Source organism: Microbacterium sp. NIBRBAC000506063 (assembly GCF_017968845.1).
GTDB lineage: Bacteria > Actinomycetota > Actinomycetes > Actinomycetales > Microbacteriaceae > Microbacterium.
On the sequence record NZ_CP072876.1, the window covers coordinates 1,978,148 to 1,998,996 of the forward strand.

Here is a 20,849-nt window from a genome sequence, read left to right on the forward strand (position 1 = left end):
CGGCCGGGTCAGGGCGCCTCTGCGCGGTGGAAGATCACCGCCCAGGCACCGTCGCCGGCATCCGAACCGGCCATGGCGGCGAGGCCCTCGACGAGTCGGGGCGCCTCTTCGACCACGAGCGGACTGTCGGCGCAGGACACCTCACGGCTGTAGACCATCGTTGAGTCGGCCGCCGCCATGCGGATGTGGAAGGTGGCAGTGTCGACGCCCGTGCAGTGCATTTCGATCGTGCCGAGGTAGCGCTCGTCCTCGATGCCGATGTTGATCACCCCGTCAAGCGCCCCGTAGCCGGAGGAGTCGGCGAGAGGAGCCCACATCGCCCCGAGACGTGTCTCGTAGGTTCCGCCCGAGACCATCGCCTCGCCCCATTCTGCATGAGCGCCCTCCAGTCCTGGGGAATCGCCGCTGCAGCCTGCGAGAGCGAGCGTGGTAGCGAGGGCGACGGCGCCGGCTGCGAGGAGACGCTTCATGCGTTCATCGTCGCATGCCGATGCCGCGGTTTCACGAGGACAGGCAGACGCGCCGCAACAGGCCGATCGGGACCGCATCCGCCTGTTGCGGGGTCTTCGCCTGTTCTCGCGCGGTGTGCGGTCGCTAGGAGATGACCAGCAGCTGGTGGCCCGAGGACACCGTCTCGCCGGGCGTGGCGTTGATCGAGCCGACGGTGCCGTCCTTGTGCGCCTGCAGCGGCTGCTCCATCTTCATCGCCTCGAGCACGACCACCAGGTCGCCCTTGACGACCTGCTGCCCTCCTCGACGGCGACCTTGACGACGGTGGCCTGCATGGGCGACTTGACCGCGTCGCCGGAGGCGCCGGCATTGACGACCGCGGTGTGGCTGCGGCGCGACGGCGGCACGGCGGCGGGGCGCCCGGCGACACCCGGGGCCTGCGCGATCCGGTCGGGCAGGGAGACCTCCAGGCGCTTGCCGGAGACCTCCACGACGACGGTGTGGCGGCTCTCCGCAGCGGCGGGAGCCTCCAGCTCGCCGTCCCAGGGGGCGATGTCGTTGTCGAACTCGGTCTCGATCCAGCGCGTGTACACGCCGAACTCGCCGTTCTCGGCGGTGAAGGCCGGTTCGCGCACCACCTTGCGGTGGAAGGGCAGGACGGTGGGCATGCCGGCGACCTCGAACTCGTCGAGGGCGCGGGCGGCGCGCTCGAGCGCCTGGGCGCGGTCGCGGCCGGTCACGATGATCTTCGCCAGGAGCGAGTCGAAGGCGCCCGAGACGCTGTCGCCGGCGGTGACGCCGGAGTCGAGGCGGATGCCAGGGCCGCCGAACGTCTTGAAGACGTGGATCGGGCCGGGCTGGGGAGGAACCCGCGACCCGGGTCCTCGCCGTTGATGCGGAACTCGATGGAGTGACCCACGGGCTCGGGGTCGTCGTAGTCGATCGTGCCGCCCGCGGCGATGCGGAACTGCTCGCGCACGAGGTCGATGCCGGTGATCTCCTCGGAGACCGGGTGCTCGACCTGGAGGCGGGTGTTGACCTCGAGGAACGAGACGGTGCCGTCGGCGCCGATGAGGAATTCGCAGGTTCCCGCGCCGACGTAGCCGACCTCGCGCATGATCGCCTTCGACGACTCGTAGAGCACGCGGTTCTGCTCCTCGGTGAGGAAGGGCGCGGGCGCCTCCTCCACGAGCTTCTGGTGGCGGCGCTGCAGCGAGCAGTCGCGGGTGGAGATGACGACGACGTTGCCCGCGGCATCCGCCAGGCACTGCGTCTCGACGTGACGGGGCTTGTCGAGGTACTTCTCCACGAAGCACTCGCCGCGGCCGAAGGCGGTGATCGCCTCGCGGGTCGCCGACTCGAACAGCTCGGCGACCTCGTCGAGCTCGCGGGCGACCTTCAGGCCGCGACCGCCGCCGCCGTAGGCGGCCTTGATGGCGATGGGCAGGCCGTGCTCCTTCGCGAACGCGATCACCTCGTCGGCGCCGTCGACGGGGCCGGGGGTTCCCGGGGCCAGCGGCGCGCCGACCTTCTCGGCGACGTGCCGGGCGGTGACCTTATCGCCGAGCGACTCGATCGCCTCGGGCGACGGCCCGATCCAGATGAGCCCCGCCGCGATCACGGCGCGGGCGAAGTCGGCGTTCTCGGCGAGGAAGCCGTAGCCGGGGTGCACGGCGTCTGCGCCGGCACGGCGGGCCACCGAGAGGATCTTGTCGATCTGGAGATAGGTCTCGGCGCTGGTCGAGCCGCCGAGCGCATAGGCCTCGTCCGCGAGGCGGGTGTGCAGCGCGTCACGGTCCTGTTCGGCGTAGACGGCCACGGATCCGATTCCGGAGTCCCGAGCGGCACGGATGATGCGTACGGCGATCTCGCCGCGGTTCGCGATGAGCACCTTGGCGATATCAGGCATGGTGTCCAGCCTAGTGAGGACTTGTGCGATCGCTTTGACAACATCCCACAAGAAAACGTCGAATCGGTAGCGGAGTGTCTACGACCCGGTGGCCTCGCGGTCAGGCGGCGATGCGGCGGAGCAGAGGGTCGGCGACTTTTCGGGAGGGGGCGCAGAGCGTCTGGCCGAGCAGGGCGAAGACATCATCGCGATGCCTGAAGTATCCGTAGTGGGCCCGGACGAACTGCGAAAGGTCGTAGCTCGCGTCGCCGGCACGGCCGTCCCAGTCGATGGCGCAGCGCCCGACGGCCTCGAACAGCGTCTCCGCGCCGCGGCTGGTGAACGCACCGCCCCGCGGCATCCGATCGGGCCGAAGAGTTCGGATGCCGCGTGCCACTCGTCGATCCTGAACTCCGGCCAGGCGAGCAGGATCCGGTCGGGCAGGACGGCCGTGAGGTGTGGGAACCGCGGATACCAGAAGGCGCGATCGATGGAGAGCGCCCGTACCCGGGTGGGTACCCCGATCGCCCGCGCGACGCTCTCGAGGATCGCGAGCCGTTGACTGCAGGAGCCGAAGCCACGCAGGAGGGTCTGCGAGGCCGGCGTCCTCTCCTCGACGGAGTAGACCGCGCGCACCTCCTGGCGGATGATCGCGTGTGCCGCGCCGAGGACGGACACGGGATCGCTGGACCGTGCGTCGTCGCGCGCCCGGTCGATCATTCGTGTCATCTCCGGGGCGTCGTAGTCGAGAATCGCGGTGCTCGACGTCGCGCCGGGCTCCTCCGGGCCGCGTCCGACTCCGGTCGAGAGACGCCGGTACCACGGCGTCATCACGGACCCGAGGGCCATCAGGCGTGCGCTTCGCGGGCGTCGCCGTCCTGGCGGACGCCGCGCTTTCTGACCTCGCGCAGCACGATCTGCTCGGGGCACACGGTGGACAGGAAGTCGCCGACCGACAGGGCGAGCCTCTCGCTTACCAGGGAGTAGAAGATGCGGTTCGCGTCGCGCCGCTCGGCGACGAGGCCGGCCTGACGCAGGACGCCCAGGTGTCGGGAGATCGTCGGGCCCGTCGCGGCGAAGCGGGCGGCGATCTCTCCCGCGGTGAGCTCGCCGTCCTTCAGGTCCTGCAGGATCTGTCGGCGCGTCGGATGAGCGAGTGCGGCGAAGATGTCGGACGCGATTTCTGCCATATTTGCAATATAGCACCATTGCTAATTACGGTGTAGCTTCTTAGCTGAACAGCGAAGGAGAAAGCCATGCGCATCGCGATCACCGGCGGAACAGGTTTCGTGGGGCGCCATCTCGCCGCGAGGCTCGACCCCGCCGACACCGTCATCGTCTCGCGACGAACCGGCATCGCCATCGATGACATCGACGCGCTGACCGCCGCCTTCACCGGGTGCGACGCCGTGGTGCACTGCGCGGGGATCAACCGCGAGATCGGCGGTCAGACCTTCGAGCGGGTGCACGTCGAGGGCACCCGAGCGGTGGTCGAGGCCGCGCGCCGGGCCGGCGTGGGGCGCATCGTCATGCTGAGCTTCCTGCGCGCCCGGCCGGACTGCGGCTCCGCGTACCACGAGACGAAGTGGGCCGCCGAGGAGCTGATCCGGCAGTCGGGTATCGAGCATACGGTTCTCAAGGCGGGGATGATCTACGGCCCCGGCGACCACATGGTCGACCACGTCACCAAAGCGGTGCGCACCTGGCCGGTGTTCGCCACCGTGGGCTTCCGCGAGCGGAAGGTGCGCCCCGTTCCGATCGAGGACGCCGTCGACGTGCTGCTCGCGGCACTGCAGGGACGGCTGCCCGACTCGACGGTGGCGGTCATGGGAGCCGAGGAGCTGGAGCTCGGCGAGGCGGTGCGCCGGATCGCGCGCGTCGCGCAGCGACGGCCCGTCTACATTCCCGTTCCGGTATGGACCATCCGTGCACTCGCGCAGCTGACAGAATGGACCATGGTCACGCCGCTCGTCGCGAAGGCGCAGGCGCGCATGCTCGCCGAGGGGGTCAGCGAGGCGGCTCCCTCGACGCCGGAGCCTCCGCCCGGCATCCGACCGGCGCTGCCCTTCAGCGAGGAGCGCATCCGTGCGGCGCTGCCGGGCGGCAGATTCACCATCGACGACCTGCGGCCCACCCGTCATGCGAGGGCCTGCCTGCGGCGGCTGCGGAACGGGCCGGTGGCAGTGGCGTCGTGAGATCGATCAGGGCGTGCGCCGGTTCCAGAGATCGGTCCACACCACGCCGAGTTCTGCAGCCAGGCGGCGAAGGACCGAGAGCGACATCCCACCACCGTGGAGGGGTCGCCGTCGACCCGGTCGATGAACGGCCCGCCGAGGCTGTCGACGGTGAAGGCGCCGGCGACGTGCAGAGGCTCGCCGGATGCCACATAGGCGGCGATCTCGGCATCCGATACGTCGGCGGCGAAGGTGACGGATGCCGCGGCCACCGCCGTCGCCTCGCGCGGATCCTGACCGGGCGTGACGCGGAAGACCGAGTGGCCCGAGTGCAGGATGCCGGTGTGCCCGCGCATCTCCTGCCAGCGCCGGGTGGCCTCTTCGGCCGTGTAGGGCTTGCCGTAGACGCGGCCGCCGAGGGCGAACATCGAGTCGCCGCCGATCACGATCCCGTCGAAGCCGGGCTCTTCGGCGGAGAGGCGCTCGGCGACGTCGGCGGCCTTGGCGCGCGCCAGGAGCAGCACGAGCTCCTCGGGCGGGAGCTCTCCTCCACGGCGGGCAGCGGCATCCGCCGCCACGGCGTCCTCGTCGATGTCGGGGGAGCGCAGGACGGGCTCGATGCCGGCCTGGCGCAGCAGCATGAGGCGGGCGGGGAGGTGGAGGCGAGGCAGACGCGCATGCCCCACCCTATTCGTCCCTCCTGCCCGACTCCTCGACCGCTGTTGTCGCCCGATGCGCGCGAGGGGCGACAACATGTGCCGAGGACTTGCGTCCGGAGGGGCAGGGGCAGGGGCGGGAGCGGGCGGGGCGGGGAGCCAGAGCTACTCTGGGTGAATGACCTCCGACCTGCTCGACCTCGAGATCACCGGCATCGCCCACGGAGGCGTCTTCGTCGCCCGCCACGAGGGGCGGGTCGTGTTCGTCTCCGACGCCGTGCCGGGAGAGCGCGTGCGCGCTCGGCTGACCGACCCCGCGGCCGGCTCCGAGACCGACACGCGGAGCTTCTGGCGCGCCGAGACGGTCGAGGTGCTCGAGGCCTCCCCGCACCGCCGCCGGCACATCTGGCGGGAGGCCGACGTCACCCGCGCGCCCGCCGACCGCCCCGGCGGGGCCGACCTCGGCCACATCGAGCTCGCCCATCAGCGCACGCTCAAGCGCCAGGTGCTGGCGGAGGCGCTCGACCGCTTCGCCGGAGGTGGGATCGAGGCGCCCGAGGTGTCGGCGCTCGACGAGAGCGACGGCACCGGCTGGCGCACCCGGGTGACGCTGCACGTCGACGCGGACGGCCGCATCGGTCCGTTCGCGGCGCGCAGCCACCGCGTGATCGAGACGCGGGAGCTTCCGCTCGCACGACCCGTGATCGCCGACGCAGCCCGCACCCTCGCCGCAGCGGATCCCGGCCGCATCACGCTCGTGGAGCCCGGCGACGGCCGGGTGCGCGTGATCCCGCAGCCGGAGAAAGGGCGTCAGCCCAAGCCCGAGGTCGTCTGGGAGCAGGTGCGGGAGCGCCGCTTCGCGGTCGACGCCGGCGGTTTCTGGCAGGTGCACCCGCACGCGGCCACGACGCTCGACGAGGCGGTGCGAGGGCTCCTCGACGGCCGCGTCGACACACGCTCCGCGCACCTCGACCTCTACGGCGGCGTCGGGCTGTTCGCCGCCACGCTCAGCGACCTGGGCGCCCGCCGCGTCACCACGGTCGAGTCGAGCAAGCGGGCCACGGCCCACGCGGCGGCGAACCTCACAAAGGCATCCGCCCGGGTCTCGGCCGTCACGGCCCGCGTCGACCGGTTCCTCGCGAAGATGGAGGCGGATGCCGCGAAGACGTTCTCCGGAGGCACGGTCGTGCTCGATCCGCCGCGCTCGGGCGCGGGCCGTCGGGTCGTGGAGGCGGTCGGCGCGCTGCATCCGTCCGCCGTCGTCTACGTCGCCTGCGACCCGGTCGCCCTCGCCCGGGATCTGAAGACCTTCCGCGGCCTCGGCTGGGAGCCGGCGGCGCTGCGCGCCTACGACCTGTTCCCGCATTCGCACCACTTCGAGACCGTCGCGCTGCTCCTTCCGGCGGCATGACCGCGGCCAGGGAGACCTTCCCCGACATCTCGATAGGCTGACATCATGAGCACCGTGGCACTCATCGATGACCACGAGTCCGTGCGGCTCGGCCTCGAGGCGGCGTGCCTGCGCGACGGCACGCAGTCGGTGGTCTTCTCGGGGAGCACCGTGGGCAGTTATCTCGAGTGGCGTCATGGCTCCGGGGCCGCTCCCGCCGAGATCGTCGTGCTGGACCTCACCCTCGGCGACGGCACGACCGTGACCGAGAACGTGCGCGCGCTCACAGACGACGGATCGAGCGTGATGATCCACAGCGTCGCCGACAGGCCCGCCGTCGTCCGTGAGGCCCTCGCCGCCGGCGCCGTCGGTGTGGTGAGCAAGTCCTCGGCGCTGGAGGACGTGCTCAGCGCGATCCGCACGGTCGCACGGGGCGAGCCGCTGAACAACCTCGAGTGGGCCAGCGCCGTCGACGGCGACCGCGCCTTCGCCGACGCGCAGCTGTCGGTGCGCGAACGGGAGGTGCTGAGCCTGTATGCGACGGGCCTGCCCCTGAAGGCGGTCGCCGAGCGGCTCGGCGTGGCCTACTCGACCGCCAAGGAGAACATCACCCGCGTGCGCACGAAGTACGTCGAGGTGGGGCGCCCGGCGCCGACCAAGATCGATCTGCTGCGCCGTGCGGTGGAGGACGGCATCATCGCGCCTTCGGCGGAGGGCGGTTCGGGTGGCGTCTGAGCGTCTGACGTTCCCGAAGGCGTGGTCGACGGTCTCCGCGCACTCCTCTGCGGGAGGGGAGTCGGAGCGCTTCACCGGGCAGCGGATGGAGCGCATCATGGCGATCGTGGTCGCCGTCGGCGCCGCCGCGCTCGGCCTGCAGGCCTTCTTCGCGGCACTCGACGGCATCCGCTTCGCGTCCCTCGCGCACATCGTGCTGCTGGTGACGGTGCTGCTGGTCCTGGTGGCGATGATCGTGGCGTGCCTCGTCGGCCGATGGGTGCGCGTGCTCAGCGGCACCTTCGCGATCGTGTACCTCCTGGCGCTCGCGCTCTGGCCGCTCGTCGTGGAGCCCGACGGCCGCTCGGCCGGGCCGCAGCCCTGGATCTTCTTCCTCGTGAACATCGCCGCCGTCGCGGCGATCCTCGCCTTCCCGATGCCGCTGCAGATCTTCGTGGTACTGCTTCTGCCCTTCCTGTACGGCCTGGTGCGCGTGGCCCAGGGCGAGTTCACGCAGGGGTTCTGGATCGCCACGGCCTTCGACGTCTCGTTCACGCTCATCCTGGGCGTGGTGCTTCTGGCGATGGGCTGGATGTTCCGTTCGGTCGCGGCGGGCGTCGACGATGCCCGTGGTGAGGCCGTGGCGACCTACGCCGCCGCGGCCGCCGATGCCGCCGCGGAGGAGGAGAGGGTGGATCTGGCCGCGCTCATGCACGACAGCGTGCTCGCCGCCCTCATCGCCGCGGAGCGCGCCGACAGCGAGCGCGAGCGCGAACTGGCCGTCGCGATGGCACGGGAGGCCCTCACCCGCCTGGCCAACACAGAGGAGCACGCGGCCAGGGAGGGCAGCGACGCCCTGATCGCCTGGGAGCAGATCATCGTCGAGCTGCGCCGTATGCTCTCGGAGTTCGGGGCGGATGCCGTCGTCGAGGTCCGCGGCGACAGTCCGCGCATCCCGGAGCGCGTCGCCCGTGCGGTCGTGCTGGCGGCGCGCCAGGCGTGTCACAACGCGATGGAGCATGCGCGCGGTCGCGGTCTGCACGTCCTGGCCGAGGGCCACGCCTCGGGGGGCTTCACGATCACGGTGAGCGACTCCGGCCCGGGCTTCGACCCGGAGGACATCCCCGCCGATCGCCTGGGGTTGCGCGCATCCGTCGTCGCCCGCATGGCCGCCGTCGCCGGCGCAGCCCATATCTTCTCCGATGACGCCGGAACGGTGGTGACGCTGACATGGCGGCGCGGATGAGTCTGACGGTCCGCAGCGTCGCGACGGGCCTCGCGCTCGGCTTCAGCCTGTACTTCGTCGCGCGCGGCATGTGGTGGATCGAGCAGCCGCTGGTGCCCCCGTTGCTGCTGGGCGCCCTCGCCCTGTATCTGGGCATCATGGTGACCGCGACCCTCGTCGACGACGACGGGCAGCGCCGGATGCCGCTGTGGGTGACGATCGCGGTGGTCGCCGTGGCCGTCGCGATCCCCACCATGGTGTCGCTCGCCTTCACGCCGGTGTCGCGGCTGGCGCCTTTCGCGACCTGGTACATCGGCGGCGTGGGCCTTCTGGGGGTCGTCTGCGTCGTCCGCCGACGCCCGATCTGCGGCTGGGCGGTGCTGCTGTCGCTCATCGTGTCGTCGATGGCGTGGATGGGACCGGGCAACGCGCTGAGGCTGGGCCTGGTCGGATCCGTGGTGTGGATGGTCGTCGCACAGCTGCTCGTCTGGATGTGGGCGCGCGCCGTGCGCGACACGGAGCGGCTGGCCGGCATCCAGCAGCAGGTCTCCAGCTGGCATGCCGCCCAGCAGGTGCGTCAGCGGGAGCGCCGCCGCCGCGTGCAGTACGCGCTGGCGGTCGCCGGTCCCGTGCTCAGCCGGGTCGTCACCACCGGCGGGGCCCTCGACGAGCAGGAGCGGATGCAGGCGCGGCTCGCCGAAGGGCAGCTGCGCGACGAGCTGCGGGGAGGCGACCTCCTCAACGATGAGGTCCGGCTCGCGATCGACGCCGTGCGCCGCAGCGGCGGCACCGTGACGGTGCTCGACGAGGGCGGACTCGAAGGCGTTCCCGAGCAGCGCCGGGCGCAGATCCGCGACGAGCTGGCCGCGGCGCTGCATGGAGCCGGCTCGCTGCGCGTGATCATCCGCGCCGCCCGGCACCCGCAGACCGCCCTCACGGTGGTCGGCCGGGCCGGGGGCGGCGCCTACGCCGACGACGACGCGGTCGAGCTGTGGCTCGAGATCGCGCGTGACGCGGCATCCGACACCCACGACTGACCCCGCACCTTCCGCTCCCGGTGAGGGAGGGAGAACGGGAGCGGAAGGTGTCGGTTCGAGAGAAGAGGCGGCGAGGGTGGACGGATCAGATCCCGTCCGCCCCTCGCCGAATGCGGCACAGTTACCCGAAAACTGTCCGCCAAGGGCATCGATCGGTCGTCTACCCTGGGACGACGAACGAGCCCGAACGCGAAGCGTCCTGTCTATTGTCCCGCGGGAACAAGAGCCTGTCTGTAGGCCTTTCGGGGGACAAAATGGACGAAAGTCGAGCCATTTCGGGTGATTCAGCCCGAAAAACGCCCCCAGGGGATGTCCCGGCGCAGCGGAGTGCGCAGTCCGCGCTGGGTCCGTGCCCACGCCGAGACGTGCGGCTCCTCGGCGACCGCCTCCTCGCGCTCGCCGGCGTAGGCCTGGCCGACCACGGCGATGAGCGCGGCCAGTTCCTCCTCGGTCGCGTCCCCGCGGAGGATCCGCAGATCCGTCGAGACGGCGTCGTCGGACTCGCTCACAGCGGGATGTTCCCGTGCTTCTTCGGCGGCAGCTCCTCGCGCTTGCCGCGCAGGGCTCGCAGGGCCTTCGCGATCGAGACGCGCGTCGCGGCGGGCTCGATGATGCCGTCGAGCTCACCGCGCTCGGCGGCCAGGAACGGCGAGGCGACGTTGTATGTGTACTCGTTGGCCAGTCGCGTGCGGACGGCGGCGACGTCCTCGCCGGCCTCCTCGGCCTTCTTGATCTCGCCGCGGTAGAGGATGTTCACCGCGCCTTGACCGCCCATGACCGCGATCTCGGCCGTCGGCCAGGCGAGGTTGACATCGGCGCCGAGCTGCTTGGAGCCCATGACGATGTAGGCGCCGCCGTAGGCCTTGCGCAGGATCACCGTCACCAGCGGCACGGTGGCCTCGGAGTAGGCGTAGAGCAGCTTCGCGCCGCGGCGGATGACGCCTGTCCACTCCTGATCGGTGCCGGGCAGGTAGCCGGGCACGTCGACGAGCGTCACGATCGGCACCGAGAAGGCGTCGCAGAAGCGCACGAAGCGGCTCGCCTTCTCGCCCGCCTCGATGTTGAGGGTGCCGGCCATCTGGGAGGGCTGATTGGCGATGATGCCGACGGTGCGGCCCTCGACGCGCCCGAAGCCGATGACGATGTTCGGGGCGAACAGCGGCTGCACCTCGAGGAAGTCCCCGGTGGCCTGCTCGGCACCGGTCGCGGGGTCGAGGATCGACTGGATGACCGTGTGGATGTCGTAGGGCTGGTTCGGCGAGTCGGGGATGACCGTGTTGAGCACGCGGTCGGCATCCGTCGTCTCGAACTCGAACGACGTCTCGTAGGAGGGGAGCTCGGCCATGTTGTTGTCGGGCAGGAAGCTCAGCAGGCTGCGCGCATAGTCGATCGCGTCGTCCTCGTCTTCGGCCAGATAGTGCGCCACGCCCGAGCGGGTGTTGTGCGTGTAGGCGCCGCCGAGCTCCTCCATGCCGACGTCTTCGCCGGTGACGGTCTTGATCACGTCGGGGCCGGTCACGAACATCTGGCTGGTCTTGTCGACCATGATGACGAAGTCGGTGAGGGCGGGGGAGTAGACGGCGCCGCCGGCCGCCGGGCCCATGATGATCGAGATCTGCGGGATGACGCCCGATGCGCGGGTGTTCAGGCGGAAGATCTCGCCGTACTTGCCGAGGGCGACCACGCCCTCCTGGATGCGGGCGCCGCCCGAGTCGAGGATGCCGACGATCGGCATGCCGCCGGCGAGGGCGAACTCCATGATCTTGATGATCTTCTCGCCCGCGACCTCGCCCAGAGAGCCGCCGAAGGTCGAGAAGTCCTGCGAGTAGACCGCGACCGTGCGACCGTGGATGGTGCCGATGCCGGTGACGACCGAGTCGCCGTAGGGGCGGGAGCGGTCCATGCCGAACGCCGTCGTGCGGTGACGCACGTACTCGTCGAACTCGACGAAGCTGCCAGGGTCCATGAGCAGCTCGATGCGCTCGCGCGCCGTCAGCTTGCCCTTGGCGTGCTGCTTCTCGATGGCCGTCTTCTCGGCATCCGTCACCGCGTCCTGGAAGCGGGCGCGGAGGTCGGCGATCTTGCCGGCGGTCGTGGAAATGTCGGGCTGGTCCGTCACGGGTTCCAGACTAGCGGCGAGGCGTGCGCGTTCGTTGGATGTTCGGCACAACGGAGCGCCGGATGCTTTAGAGGTCGCGCCGAGGAGCGACGGTCCCTGAGCCCGTCGAAGGGCCCGAACTCCTCCGCTCTGGGGCGCGATATGCCGTGGATCGCGGCCGTCGCTGCGCGTACGCTGACGAGCATGAGCTTTCCCCGCACCGCCGCCGTCGCCGCCCGACTCGAGGTCGTCGCCGAGACCGGCTCGACGAACGCCGACCTGAGGGAGAAGGCGTCGGATGCCGCGGGGTGGCCGCACTTCTCGGTACTGCTGACGCGGAACCAGACCGCCGGTCGCGGGCGGCTCGATCGCGAGTGGTCCGCACCGCCGGGCGCGGCGCTGGCCGTCTCGGTGCTGCTGCGCGACACGGCGATCCCGGTCGCCGCACGCGGCTGGATCCCGCTCGTGGCGGGCGCGGCGATGGCCGACGCCGTCTCCGCGCAGCTGCCGCGCCGCGAGGTGAGCGTGAAGTGGCCCAACGACGTGCTCGTCGAGCCGGTGCCGGGGGCGGCGGATGCGGGGGCAAGATCTGCGGCATCCTCGCCGAGGCGGCCGGCGACGACGTCATCGTCGTGGGCGCCGGGTGAACACCGCCATGAGCGTCTCGCAGCTTCCCGTGCCGACCGCGACCTCCTTCGTCGCACTCGGGGAGACCTGCGAGGAGGACCGCCTCGTCGCCGACTATCTGCGGAGGCTGAACGAGCTGCTCTCGGCGCTCGCGGCGACGGGGGATGCGGTCGCCGGCGGCGTGCACGCGGCGGTGACCTCGCGCTGCGGGACGCTCGGGCAGCGCGTGCGCGTATCGCTGCCCGGCGGCGGCGAGCTGACGGGGCGCGCGGTGCGGCTGGAGGCCGACGGTCGCCTCGTGGTCGACGACGACGGCCTCGTGCACTCGGTGGGCGCCGGTGACGTGGTGCACGTGCGCCCCGCATCCGATCGCTGACACCCTCTCGCCGGTCTCACTTGTTGCGGGTGCGCCGCACGGCAGGTCGCATTTTCTGAGACCGCCCGAATCGCCGGTCTCACTTGTTGCGGGATCGAGCGCGTCTGAGTCGCAACAAGTGAGACCGGCGGGGTGCTGCCGGCGTCCGACACACCCGCGCCGTAGCGGCCGATGTCGGCGGTCCGGCCCACAATGGGGGTGTGACACAGCCCGCAACGCTCGGAGGGCGCCCCGTGGCGCCGCAGCCGGGCGTGCCCGCGCAAGAGCGGCTGATCGCCCGCTTCCGCGGCCACGGTCGACGCCTGTTCTGGTCGGCGCTGCTGCTGATCGCGGTCTCGGGCGCGACCGCCTACCTCTACGGCAACCTGCCCGAACCCTTCGAAGACTGGATGCTGCTGGCGGCGGCCGGTGCCCTCGTCTTCTTCGGAGCGGTGCTGCCGCTGCTGATCTGGTCCTCGCGCAGCTACTCGATCACGACGCAGCGGGTCATCGCCGCGCGCGGCATCGGCGCCCGCAACCGCCGCGAGCTCTCGCATATGCGCGGCTACACGATCGCGGTGCGCCGCGGCATCCTGCAGCGGATGTGGGGGCGGGCACGATCACGCTCTCCGACGGGCGCTCGGAGACGTTGCGGCTGAAGAACATCCCCAGCGTCACGCTCGTGCACGAGACCCTCGCCGATCAGGTCGAGATCGGCCAGATCCTCGCGCATCGCGACGCCCACGCGCTGGGCGGCGACGAAGAGCAGTAGCGCTCCCCTTCGCTCTTCGCGTACGGAAGAATGGTCGCGGACGAGAAGGAGATCGAATGACGTTGCGCATCGGTGTGGTCGGCGGCGGACAGCTGGCGCGGATGATGATCGCGCCGGCGGTGGAGCTCGGCATCGAGCTGCGCGTCCTCGCCGAGGAGCAGGGGATGTCGGCGCAGCTGGCGGCATCCGACGTCGGCGACTACCGCGACCTCGAGACGGTGCGCGCTTTCGCCGAGCAGGTCGATGTCGTCACCTTCGACCACGAGCACGTGCCGCAGGACGTGCTGCGTGCCCTCGTCGCCGACGGCGTGGCCGTGCACCCGGGGCCCGATGCCCTCCGCTTCGCGCAGGACAAGCTCGCCATGCGGGCGCGGCTGGCGGAGCTGGGCGCCCCGCAGCCGGACTGGGCGGCGGTGCGCACCGAGGCGGAGCTGCAGGCCTTCCTCGACGATCACGGCGGGCGGGCGGTCGTGAAGACGCCCCGCGGAGGCTATGACGGCAAGGGCGTGCGCGTCGTGTCGGATGCCGCGGAGGCCGCCGACTGGATCGCCGCGACACCCGAGGGCGAGGCGCTGCTGGCCGAGGAGCTCGTCTCCTTCACTCGCGAGCTCGCCCAGCAGGTCGCCCGACGCCCGAACGGCGAGGCGGTCGTCTACCCCGTCGTGGAGACCGTGCAGCAGAACGGCGTGTGCGCCGAGGTGATCTCACCGGCCCCCGGCGCCTCCGAGAAGCTCTTCGAGGTCGCCGCCCGGATCGGGCGCGAGATCGCCGAGGGCTGGGCGTGACCGGGATGCTGGCGGTCGAACTCTTCGAGACCGACGACGAGCGCATTCTCGTCAACGAGCTGGCGATGCGCCCGCACAACAGCGGGCACTGGAGTCAGGACGGCGCGGTGACCGGGCAGTTCGAGCAGCATCTGCGCGCGGTCGCGGATCTTCCGCTGGGAGATGTCTCGCCGCTGGCGGACTGGTCGGTCATGGTCAACATCCTGGGCGGCCCGCAGGAGGGGTCGATCGACTCCCGGCTCCCGGTGGCGATGGCCGAGCACCCGGCGGCGAAGATCCACACCTACGGCAAGGCGCCGCGCCCCGGGCGCAAGGTCGGCCACGTCAACGTCGTCGGCGACGACCTGGACGACGCGGTCTACCAGGCGCGCGCGACGGCGGCGTTCTTCGCCTAGCGGCGCCGATCCGCCGACTCCTCGGCAGCGCCCCGCGGCATCCGACATCGAGTGCGCAGGAGTCGGAGCGGCACAGGATGCCGCAGCGCGCCGTTCCGCGAACTTGCAGGGAGTGCGCCGTAGCCTGGATGGGTGACTGAGCCGCTGCACTCCTCCGCAAACCCCCTCGTCGGCGTCGTGATGGGCTCTGACTCCGATTGGCGGGTCATGAGCGACGCCTCGCAGGCGCTCACCGACTTCGGCATCCCGCACGAGGTGGAGGTCGTCTCGGCCCACCGCACGCCCGACAAGCTCATGCAGTACGGGCGCGAGGCGCGCGGCCGCGGCATCCGGGTCATCATCGCCGGCGCCGGCGGCGCCGCGCACCTTCCGGGCATGCTCGCCTCGGTCACCGCGCTGCCCGTGATCGGCGTGCCGGTCCCGCTCGCCTACCTCGACGGCATGGACTCCCTCCTCTCGATCGTGCAGATGCCCGCGGGCATCCCCGTCGCGACCGTGTCGATCGGGGGCGCGCGCAACGCGGGAATCCTCGCCGCCCGGATCCTCGGCTCCTCCGATGCCGCCCTCGGCGACCGCGTGGAGGAGTATGCACGCGACCTCGAGGCGCAGGTCGCGGAGAAGAACAGCCGCCTGAAGGACTCTCTGTGACGGTCGCCCCACCGCAGCGCCTGACGCATCCGGCCCCGCCCGGCCGTCTCGTCGAGACGCGTCCTCTGCGGAATCCGGATGCCGCATCGCCGGCGTTCATGAGCCGGCGCGCCTGGTGGCTCGTGCTGATGAACGTGCTGATCCCCGGCTCCGCCCAGGCGCTGGCCGGCAATCGCCGGCTCGGACGCTTCGGTCTCGGGGCGACGCTCGTCTCGTGGCTGCTCGTGATCGCGGCGCTCGCCACGGCGCTGCTCTCCCGGGGCCTGTTCATCACCCTGATGTCGAATTGGTTCGTGCTGACCCTCCTGCAGGTGCTGCTGATCGGTTATCTGCTGCTGTGGATCGTGCTGACCTTCGACACCCTGCGTCTGGTGCGCCTGGTCAAGCTGCCTCCGCTGAAGCGGCTGGCGGTGCCGGTCGTGGCGCTGCTGCTGCTCGGGCTGATCGGCTCGGGCACGGCCTATGCGGCATCCGCCATCGGCGCCGGGCGCGGTGCGCTGTCGCTGGTCTTCGGCAACAGCGGGCCGAGTCTGCCGCCGAGCGACGGCTACTACAACGTGCTGCTGCTGGGAGCGGACAGCGGGAAGAACCGGGATCACACGCTGTTCGACAGCATCTCGGTGGTCTCGCTCAACGCCGAGACGGGGCGGTGACGATCACCGGCATCCCGCGGGACCTGCCGGGGTTCCCGTTCTCCGAGGGCCCGATGAAGGAGCTGTATCCGGACGGGCACACCGCCCACGCGAACCGGGAGTGCGGCTGGGGCCCGGGCATCAACCAGCTGCGCACCGAGGTCGATCTGTGCCGGAACCAGTACAACGGTGAGGATCTCTATCCGAACGCCGTGCTGAACGGCTCGACGCCGAGCGTGGAGGCGACGAAGGATGCCGCGGAGGGCATCCTCGGCATCGAGATCCCCTACTACGTCTTCATCGACATGAAGGGCTTCGCGGAGCTCATCGACGCGCTCGGCGGGGTGGAGATCACCGTCGACGAGCGACTCCCCAAGGGCGGCGGCCCCGGACCGAACAACCTCCCGTCGAGGAGTGGGCGACGGGCTGGATCGAGGTGGGCACGCAGCGCATGGACGGCAACACCGCCCAGTGGTATGCGCGCTCGCGGTACACGACCAGTGACTGGGATCGCATGAAGCGGCAGCGCGAGCTGCAGATCGCGATCCTCGAGCAGTTCACGCCGCAGAACGTGCTGCTGCGCTTCAACGAGATCGTCGAGGCAGGTTCGGTCATGGTGCAGACCGACCTGCCCAAGGACACGCTGCCGGAGTTCTTCGACCTGGCGCTCAAGGCCAAGGATCAGAAGGTCACGACGATCGAGCTGACGCCCGACGGCGGAATCTCGGCGACGAACCCCGACTTCGCGTACATCCAGACGCTCGTGCAGGAGGCCCTGCATCCGCCCGAGCTCGAGGAGACCGACGCGCCGGAGGGTGAGCGCTCAGTCGCACTCGAGCGGTGCGGTGGCGATCTCGGGCGCGTGGAGCATCGGTGTGTGCCGCACCTCGCGGAGCCGTTCGCCGGCTCCCGTCCCGGTGAAGTCCACGGTCACGGTCTCCGATCCGCCCGGGGCGACGATGACCTCGTGCCGCACCGCGGGCCGGGTGCCGAGCACGGCATCGGCGGCGCCTTCGCGCACGTCCGCTCCGGCGGGGCCGTAGACGGTGATGCGGGTGCGGACGCTCCCGGGCTCGTACTCCTCGCGTGCCGGTCCGGTGAAGCCGCCCGGAAGCGGGTTCTCCTCGTCGATCTCGACCGTGTTCGTCCAGGTGACCTGCACGCGCGTGATCGGCACGCCGGCGCAGGATCCGACCGCGGTGGTGATCTCGGCCCGGGTGAAGGCGTCCAGGCGCCCGCCGGTGGCGTCGTTGACGAGCACGCCGACCTGCGGGCCGTGTTCGTCGGAGAGGGGGAACACGCCCCGAGGTCGGATGCCGCGAACTGCTCCTGCTCGGTGGTGTGCGCACTCCAGATGCGGATGCCGCCGTCGGCGGCGGACTCGGCGATCGCGGCGACGAGGGCTCCCGGGTCCTCGGTGGCGAACGCCTGGACGAGCACGGCGCGCACGGCGCGCGAGAAGTGGTCGGACTGGCGGCTGCGGGAACCGGCCTCGAGCGGGATCCGCTCGGTCAGGGTCTCGACCAGAGACGCGCCGCTGAGCGCATAGTCGCCGACGGTGGTGGGTCCCGTCGCGGCGAGCACGCGGGCGAGCGTCGCGACGTCGACGGCGATGACGCCGTCGATGGAGCCGCCGTGCTCCTCCTCCCAGTGCGCGGCGATGAGCCGGGCGGAGGTGGGGAAATCGGGCACGGAGGAGGCGTCGGACAGGCGCGTGTCGAATCCTGCGGGCAGCAGCGCGGAGAGGTTCTCGTCGAGGTCGGCGACCAGTGGCTCGGAGAGCCGGGGCACGGTGCGGGCGCTGATCGTGCTCCGGCGCTCGAGCACTCCGGAGTCGGCCGTGATGCGGGTGATGCTCTCCACGGCCCGCCGGCGCTGCGCAGATGACTGCCGTTGTGGACGACGAGCAGATAGGAATGGCGTTCGTGCTGCCCGACCATGGTCGGCAGCAGGCGGACGGCCGCGCTCATGCCCTCGACGGTCGCCGCGGCATCCGACAGGGCGGCGTGGGTCTCGGCGACGGCGCCGCGCGCAGGGCCGGAGACCGCGGCGGGTCGATCTCGCGGAGCCGCTCGCTCACGGCGGCGGCGGCGGACCCGGCCCGGTCGAGGTGCAGCCGCGCCTCCGGGTATCCGCTGAGGTCGATCGTGTCGCCGTCGAGGCCGAAGGTGCCGAGGTCGAACTGCTCGGATGCGGCCAGCAGGTGCGGAAGCGTGCCGCCGGCGAGCGAATCGGATGCGGCGGCCAGCTCGCGGAGGGCGGTGAGACCCGATCCGATCCCCGGCACGAACTCCGCGGCACGCCAGACGGGATCGGAGGTGAGCGAGCGCGCGGAGGAGGTCTGGTCGCTCAGCCGGGTCGCGAGCATCTCGTACTGGTGCTCTTTCCCCTCCACGATCGCGGTGCGGAGGGTCTCGCTGGTCCGGGCCGCCTGCTGCAAGGTGTCGCTCGCACCCATGCCGCGCACGACGACCCAGCCGACGAGGATGAACAGCACGGCGAGGCCGGCCAGGGTCCAGCCGATCCACGCACGTGCGGGGAGTCGCGTTCCTCGTTCACCCCTGCATTCAAGCATGCCGTCTTGTGCGGCGCCCCGATGCACCGCTCTCCCGCGGGCGAGCGGACCTCGATGGGGCCCCGGCGCGCTATACGCTTACCGCATGGGTGCGCAGTTGCGGGTGGTCCTCGACCAGGTCGATGCCGTGGTCAACCCCGCGGAGGCGGAGGCGTCTCTGGCCCTGGTAGCAGGTCTGGTGGCGACCGCTCCGGTGGGCTGCTCGGTCGCGGCGATCGTCGCGGCGCGCGGCGCGGTGGAGATCGCCGGCATCGACGAGGTGCGCGTCCTCGGCAGGGGGCGCAAGAGGCTCGCCGCCGCCTGGCGTCTGGGATTCGGGCGGGCGTCGGCCGCGGGCTCATCCACGCTCCCACGCTCATGGCGCCGCTGGTCAAGCACGACCGGCTGCACGACAACGATCAGACGGTCGCGACGATCTGGGACCTGCGTGCCTGGGAGCGGCCGGAGGCACTGCCGAAGTCGACCGTGGCCTGGCAGCGCGGCATGCTGCGACGCGCGGTCCGGCACGCGGATGCCGTGGTGGTCCCCTCGCACGCCATGGCCGCCCGTCTCGGCGCCCTCGCAGGGCTGGGCGACCGCATCCGGGTGATCGCCGGCGCTCCGCCGGAGCGTCTGAGCGTCCCCTCGGATGCTGCGCGGCGCCGTGCCGATCTGTTCCTCCCCGCCGAGTACGTGGTGCTGAGCGGCGATGAAGCCGATCTCGCGGGGGCTTCCGCGCCGCCGCCGCCCGCGGGATGCACGCCGTCGCGCTCGACGCTCCCGAAGGGCCGAGCCGCGGCTGGCGGAGCGCGCGGTGTCGGCCGGCCTGGACGAGCACCGCGTGCACGTGCGCGGGATCTCGAGCTCGGGGACCGCGCCGCCGTGCTGGCCGGTGCGGGGCGCTCGTGGCGACGAGCATGGATGCGGTGTGGCCCTGGCGGGTCGTGGAGGCGATGACGCTCGGCGTGCCGGTGGTGGCCGCGGCATCCGATGTCCATCGTGACGTCATCTCCGACGGCGGCTCGATCGTCGCTCCCGAGGAGCTGCCGGAGGCGCTCGAGGCGGCACTGGGACCGGATGCCGCGCGCCTGCGCGTGCTCGGTCAGGACCGTTCGCGCGCGTTCTCCTGGGCGAGCACGGGAGAACGGGTCTGGGCGTTGCACGCCGACCTCTGAGCGCGGCTCACTCCCGCGGAGGGATCGTCGGCATCGTCCCGGTGTGCACGGCGTCGATGTTCTCCCGCCAGGAGCTGGACTGCCCGGCGCGCAGCGCGCACAGTACGAGCAGGAACCATCCGGCGCCCACGATCGTGAAGCTCTCCAGCATCGACTCCACGGCGAGGGCGACGAGGATGAGCGGGGTCCACGCGTAGATGATGGAGCGACGCGCGCTGGCGACGAGCCAGGAGCGGATGACGGCGATGCCGCCGAGGGCGAGGAAGGCGACGAGGCCCACGGCGCCCAGCTGCAGCAGCACGTCGACGTAGGCGTTGAGGGCGGAGGTGTGGTCCTCGCCGAGTCGCCAGTTGATCGTGCTGAACGGGAACTGGTAGGGGACCCACTCTCCGAACCAGCCCCACCCGTGCAGGCTTCGGAAGGCGACGAAGTCGAAGATCTCCCGCCACAGCTCGGTGCGGCGGGAGAAGTCGGTGCCTGCCCCAGCAGCACGACGATCTGGCTGCGCAACAGCACCGCGACGCCGAGTCCGAGCAGCACGACGGCTCCGAGCGACCACTGCACCATCGCACGACGCTGCGGCGGGGTGTTCCGCACGATCGCCAGGGCGCCGGCGGCGGTCCCGACGAAGACGGCGAGCACGAAGACCACCGGCGAGGCGGCGAGGAGCGCGAGCACGGCCCGAGCACGGTGGAGTAGACGGCCAGCCCGGGAGGGATCGAGCGCGTGCGCCACTCGACGGCGAAGGTGATGAGGGCGATCACCGCGACGAATCCGAGCATGTTGCGGGCGCCGAAGATCCCCTCGAGCGGGCCGCCGTAGGCGATGTTGCCCGAGATGCCGAGGATGGTGAAGGGGACGTCCAGCAGGATGCCGGAGAGGATCTCGAGGGCGAGGGAGATCGTCAGCAGCACCCTCAGCACATCCCCGATCGCGCGCACGGTCTGGAGCGTGTCGCGCACGTGCCCGATCGTCACGGCGAGGAAGGCGTAGGCGAACAGGGCGACCCAGGCCTGGAGGGTGTCGGCGCGGTCGATCGACCACACGACGCTCGCGAGCGCGACGAGCAGGAAGACCACGAGAGAGGAGGGCGCGATCCGCAGGATCGAGAGCTCGGCGCGGCGGACGACGAGGATGAGCGCCCCGATCACGCTCAGCGAGGTCAGCATCGTGAGGAGGGTCACCGGGCTCGTGATGCGCTCGATCGCGAGTGCCGAGAACGTCACGGCGAGCACCGTCAGCGTGTAGGCGCGGGCGAACTCCGCCGACGCGAG

The 20,849-nt window shown here is 71.2% G+C and carries 22 protein-coding genes and 6 pseudogenes; 17 read left to right on the top strand and 11 right to left on the bottom strand.

The genetic code is table 11. From position 1 onward, the window contains the following. Positions 1-8: 8 nt before the first annotated feature. The 4 genes and pseudogenes from KAE78_RS11200 to KAE78_RS11215 all read right to left on the bottom strand — a co-directional run bounded on the left by KAE78_RS11200 (position 9) and on the right by KAE78_RS11215 (position 3,528). Positions 9-470, bottom strand: coding sequence for a hypothetical protein (locus KAE78_RS11200; RefSeq protein ID WP_223170889.1), 462 nt, complete (start codon positions 468-470; stop codon positions 9-11). Positions 471-594: 124 nt separating this feature from the next. Then, positions 595-2,359 (bottom strand): annotated as a pseudogene (locus KAE78_RS11205) (acetyl/propionyl/methylcrotonyl-CoA carboxylase subunit alpha). Between the two features lie 100 nt (positions 2,360-2,459). Continuing rightward, positions 2,460-2,735: a hypothetical protein gene (locus KAE78_RS11210; RefSeq protein WP_223170890.1), complete on the bottom strand. Its 276-nt coding sequence runs from the start codon at positions 2,733-2,735 to the stop codon at positions 2,460-2,462. Between the two features lie 451 nt (positions 2,736-3,186). After that, positions 3,187-3,528, bottom strand: coding sequence for a metalloregulator ArsR/SmtB family transcription factor (locus KAE78_RS11215; protein ID WP_223170891.1), 342 nt, complete (start codon positions 3,526-3,528; stop codon positions 3,187-3,189). 66 nt (positions 3,529-3,594) lie between these two features. On the opposite strand from KAE78_RS11215, the gene KAE78_RS11220 reads away from it, so the two are divergent. Continuing rightward, a complete protein-coding gene (locus KAE78_RS11220; RefSeq protein ID WP_223170892.1) occupies positions 3,595-4,533 on the top strand; it encodes an NAD-dependent epimerase/dehydratase family protein in 939 nt (312 codons plus the stop codon). Positions 4,534-4,539: 6 nt separating this feature from the next. Here KAE78_RS11220 and KAE78_RS11225 read toward each other — a convergent pair. Then, positions 4,540-5,191: pseudogene (locus tag KAE78_RS11225) on the bottom strand (Maf family protein). A 155-nt stretch (positions 5,192-5,346) separates the two neighbouring features. Here KAE78_RS11225 and KAE78_RS11230 point away from each other — a divergent pair. The 4 genes from KAE78_RS11230 to KAE78_RS11245 are packed head-to-tail and all read left to right on the top strand — an operon-like array spanning position 5,347 to position 9,534. Continuing rightward, positions 5,347-6,579, top strand: a complete 1,233-nt coding sequence (locus tag KAE78_RS11230) for a class I SAM-dependent RNA methyltransferase (RefSeq protein ID WP_223170893.1) — start codon at positions 5,347-5,349, stop codon at positions 6,577-6,579. Positions 6,580-6,624: 45 nt separating this feature from the next. After that, the gene (locus KAE78_RS11235; RefSeq protein WP_223170894.1) at positions 6,625-7,293 is read left to right on the top strand and encodes a response regulator transcription factor; all 669 of its coding nucleotides are present in this window, start codon (positions 6,625-6,627) and stop codon (positions 7,291-7,293) included. Then, positions 7,283-8,518 carry an ATP-binding protein gene (locus tag KAE78_RS11240; RefSeq protein WP_223170895.1) on the top strand — a complete coding sequence of 412 codons (1,236 nt, stop codon included), beginning with the start codon at positions 7,283-7,285 and terminating at the stop codon, positions 8,516-8,518. Before KAE78_RS11235 ends, KAE78_RS11240 begins: the two co-directional genes overlap by 11 nt. Continuing rightward, the gene (locus KAE78_RS11245) at positions 8,515-9,534 is read left to right on the top strand and encodes a hypothetical protein (RefSeq protein WP_223170896.1); all 1,020 of its coding nucleotides are present in this window, start codon (positions 8,515-8,517) and stop codon (positions 9,532-9,534) included. The genes KAE78_RS11240 and KAE78_RS11245 overlap by 4 nt, the downstream gene beginning before the upstream one ends. 284 nt (positions 9,535-9,818) lie before the next feature. On the opposite strand, the gene KAE78_RS11250 is transcribed toward KAE78_RS11245, so the two are convergent. Together KAE78_RS11250 and KAE78_RS11255 are read right to left on the bottom strand one after the other, a co-directional pair. Continuing rightward, positions 9,819-10,043, bottom strand: coding sequence for an acyl-CoA carboxylase subunit epsilon (locus KAE78_RS11250; protein WP_223170897.1), 225 nt, complete (start codon positions 10,041-10,043; stop codon positions 9,819-9,821). Further along, on the bottom strand, positions 10,040-11,662 hold the full coding sequence (locus KAE78_RS11255) for an acyl-CoA carboxylase subunit beta (RefSeq protein WP_223172471.1): 1,623 nt from the start codon (positions 11,660-11,662) through the stop codon (positions 10,040-10,042). Before KAE78_RS11255 ends, KAE78_RS11250 begins: the two co-directional genes overlap by 4 nt. Before the next feature lie 174 nt (positions 11,663-11,836). On the opposite strand from KAE78_RS11255, the pseudogene KAE78_RS18775 reads away from it, so the two are divergent. From KAE78_RS18775 to KAE78_RS18800, 9 genes and pseudogenes are all read left to right on the top strand, one after another. Next, positions 11,837-12,127, top strand: a pseudogene (locus tag KAE78_RS18775) (biotin--[acetyl-CoA-carboxylase] ligase); the annotation flags it as partial. Between the two features lie 148 nt (positions 12,128-12,275). Next, positions 12,276-12,635, top strand: a complete 360-nt coding sequence (locus KAE78_RS18780) for a hypothetical protein (protein ID WP_317451766.1) — start codon at positions 12,276-12,278, stop codon at positions 12,633-12,635. A 200-nt stretch (positions 12,636-12,835) separates the two neighbouring features. Further along, positions 12,836-13,273 (top strand): PH domain-containing protein, encoded by a 438-nt coding sequence (locus tag KAE78_RS11265; protein WP_317451767.1) that lies wholly within the window; start codon positions 12,836-12,838, stop codon positions 13,271-13,273. Then, positions 13,264-13,386, top strand: a complete 123-nt coding sequence (locus KAE78_RS18785) for a hypothetical protein (RefSeq protein ID WP_317451768.1) — start codon at positions 13,264-13,266, stop codon at positions 13,384-13,386. Before KAE78_RS11265 ends, KAE78_RS18785 begins: the two co-directional genes overlap by 10 nt. Positions 13,387-13,442: 56 nt before the next feature. Further along, a pseudogene (locus KAE78_RS11270) lies at positions 13,443-14,566 on the top strand (5-(carboxyamino)imidazole ribonucleotide synthase). A 180-nt stretch (positions 14,567-14,746) separates the two neighbouring features. After that, positions 14,747-15,214: a 5-(carboxyamino)imidazole ribonucleotide mutase gene (gene purE / locus KAE78_RS11275; protein WP_223172472.1), complete on the top strand. Its 468-nt coding sequence runs from the start codon at positions 14,747-14,749 to the stop codon at positions 15,212-15,214. Next, positions 15,211-15,867 carry a hypothetical protein gene (locus KAE78_RS18790; protein ID WP_317451769.1) on the top strand — a complete coding sequence of 219 codons (657 nt, stop codon included), beginning with the start codon at positions 15,211-15,213 and terminating at the stop codon, positions 15,865-15,867. Before purE ends, KAE78_RS18790 begins: the two co-directional genes overlap by 4 nt. 53 nt (positions 15,868-15,920) lie before the next feature. Further along, positions 15,921-16,157: pseudogene (locus tag KAE78_RS18795) on the top strand (transcriptional regulator); the annotation flags it as partial. A gap of 140 nt (positions 16,158-16,297) precedes the next feature. Further along, positions 16,298-16,342: pseudogene (locus KAE78_RS18800) on the top strand (hypothetical protein); the annotation flags it as partial. A 434-nt stretch (positions 16,343-16,776) separates the two neighbouring features. Here the strand turns inward: KAE78_RS18800 and KAE78_RS11285 are convergent. From KAE78_RS11285 to KAE78_RS11295, 3 genes are all read right to left on the bottom strand, one after another. Beyond that, complete coding sequence (locus KAE78_RS11285) at positions 16,777-17,709, bottom strand: DUF4012 domain-containing protein (RefSeq protein WP_223172473.1); 933 nt, start codon at positions 17,707-17,709, stop codon at positions 16,777-16,779. A 103-nt stretch (positions 17,710-17,812) separates the two neighbouring features. Further along, entirely contained in the window at positions 17,813-18,343 is a 531-nt protein-coding gene (locus KAE78_RS11290) for a hypothetical protein (protein WP_223170898.1), read from the bottom strand. Between the two features lie 156 nt (positions 18,344-18,499). Beyond that, positions 18,500-18,766, bottom strand: coding sequence for a hypothetical protein (locus KAE78_RS11295; protein WP_223170899.1), 267 nt, complete (start codon positions 18,764-18,766; stop codon positions 18,500-18,502). A 12-nt stretch (positions 18,767-18,778) separates the two neighbouring features. On the opposite strand from KAE78_RS11295, the gene KAE78_RS11300 reads away from it, so the two are divergent. Together KAE78_RS11300 and KAE78_RS11305 are read left to right on the top strand one after the other, a co-directional pair. Then, the gene (locus KAE78_RS11300) at positions 18,779-19,357 is read left to right on the top strand and encodes a glycosyltransferase (protein WP_223170900.1); all 579 of its coding nucleotides are present in this window, start codon (positions 18,779-18,781) and stop codon (positions 19,355-19,357) included. Next, complete coding sequence (locus tag KAE78_RS11305) at positions 19,318-19,575, top strand: hypothetical protein (RefSeq protein WP_262927646.1); 258 nt, start codon at positions 19,318-19,320, stop codon at positions 19,573-19,575. Before KAE78_RS11300 ends, KAE78_RS11305 begins: the two co-directional genes overlap by 40 nt. Positions 19,576-19,582: 7 nt before the next feature. Here the strand turns inward: KAE78_RS11305 and KAE78_RS11310 are convergent, their stop codons facing one another. Then, complete coding sequence (locus KAE78_RS11310) at positions 19,583-20,134, bottom strand: O-antigen ligase family protein (protein WP_223170902.1); 552 nt, start codon at positions 20,132-20,134, stop codon at positions 19,583-19,585. A gap of 461 nt (positions 20,135-20,595) precedes the next feature. On the opposite strand from KAE78_RS11310, the gene KAE78_RS11315 reads away from it, so the two are divergent. Continuing rightward, complete coding sequence (locus KAE78_RS11315) at positions 20,596-20,823, top strand: hypothetical protein (protein WP_223170903.1); 228 nt, start codon at positions 20,596-20,598, stop codon at positions 20,821-20,823. Positions 20,824-20,849 lie beyond the last annotated feature (26 nt).